The organism is Bradyrhizobium sp. Kon58, assembly GCF_055807455.1.
The window spans coordinates 1-1,410 of record NZ_JBVVOT010000082.1; the positions used below are offsets into that span (position 1 = coordinate 1).

Genomic DNA, 1,410 nt, shown 5'->3' on the forward strand with positions numbered 1-1,410 from the left:
ATCACATGGAATGGCGCCGGTGCCTGGCTGATCTTCTCGCAGTCGCGGCAAGCGAACTTCTCGCGCACCGTCTCGATTACCTTCCACGGACGCGGCACCGATTCCAGCGTTCGGGTCACATCTTCGCCGAGCTTGCGCAAGCGATTGCCGCCGCAGCATTCGCACGCCGTCGGCGGATCGATCACCACCCGCTCGCGCGGAAGGTGGTCTGGGAACGTGTTGCGCTCAGCGCGCTTGCGCGTAAATCCGTCAACCGTAGTCGTTTTGGCGACTGCCTGCTCCGCCGCCAATTCGTCTTCCGTCGCGTTAGCTTCCAATTCTTCGAAGGTAAGCGCCAGCTGGTCGATCAACCGCGCCGAGCGCTCCGATTTCTGGCCGTAAACCTGGCGCTCGAGCTTCGCTATCCGCAAGGTCTGCTGCACAATCAGCGCGGCGTCCTCCGACGCCTTTGCCCGCGCTACCGCCAGCTCCGCTTTCAGCGCGGCGTTTTCTTCGGCAAGAGCGGCGCGATCAGCATCCATGAGACGAAGTGAATCATAGTTTTAGTGATTTGCGGCACCCCAAAATACGCGGGTTTCCACATTTTTCTTCGCTCATCCCGCCCTTGTCGGCCGCCACGTCAGTTGTGGATTGCGCCAATCGATCCCTTCGAGCATGTATGCCATCTGCGCCGCCGAGATCGACACCGCGTCACCTGACGCCGAAGGCCAGATGAACTTTCCGCGATCCAAGCGTTTCGCATAGAGCGACAGCCCGATCCCGTCATGCCAGAGGATCTTTGCCAAATCGCCACGCCGGCCTCGGAAGATATAGAGATCTCCGGCGTGGGGATCCCGCTTCAGGCTCTCCTGAACCTGCAAAGCCAGACCCTGCATGCCGCGACGCATGTCGGTGTGGCCGGTTGCGATCCAGACTCTGACGCCACCCGGTATCGGGATCATCGCCGGCTCAGAACATCAAGGACCCGCCCCAACGCGTCAGCATCGACGTTCTCGTCAACGCTGACACGCTTGCCGCCACCGAGTTCGATCTCGATCAGGCCCCGGCGCCTCCGGGGCGAAATCACCGCTGGGGCTTCAATCGATGGAACGCTTTCGGTCGCACCCGGGGTGAGCTGAACAGGGACAAGCTTCGGTCCCGCCGAAACGACACTCGCCAGGCGCGCCCGCCGCCGCCACGTGAACACCAAACTCGTCGAAATGCCGTGCCGCCGCGCGATCTCCGTCACAACCGCGCCGGGCGCCAGCGTCTCTTCGATGATCCGCATCTTATCGTCGCGAGACCAGCGACGACGACGCTCAACCCCGCCCAGGACCTCTACCCGCATCTACCGACCTTAAGGCTAGCCTTAAAGCTAGATCCTCGTCGGATACCTGCAACTCAACAAGGCGGCCCACCCCGGAGGAATAC

3 protein-coding genes are annotated in these 1,410 nt (G+C 62.0%); all 3 read right to left on the minus strand.

Features of this window, described 5'->3' with window-relative positions:
- The coding region (locus AC0L20_RS39475) for a transposase domain-containing protein (RefSeq protein WP_473295585.1) at window positions 1–521 on the minus strand (521 nt) is incomplete at its 3' end.
- Window positions 522–593: 72 nt separating this feature from the next.
- Window positions 594–941, minus strand: a complete 348-nt coding sequence (tnpB, locus tag AC0L20_RS39480) for an IS66 family insertion sequence element accessory protein TnpB (protein WP_007591027.1) — start codon at window positions 939–941, stop codon at window positions 594–596.
- Window positions 938–1,327, minus strand: coding sequence for an IS66-like element accessory protein TnpA (tnpA, locus tag AC0L20_RS39485; protein WP_007591026.1), 390 nt, complete (start codon window positions 1,325–1,327; stop codon window positions 938–940). The genes tnpB and tnpA overlap by 4 nt, the downstream gene beginning before the upstream one ends.
- Window positions 1,328–1,410: the final 83 nt, after the last annotated feature.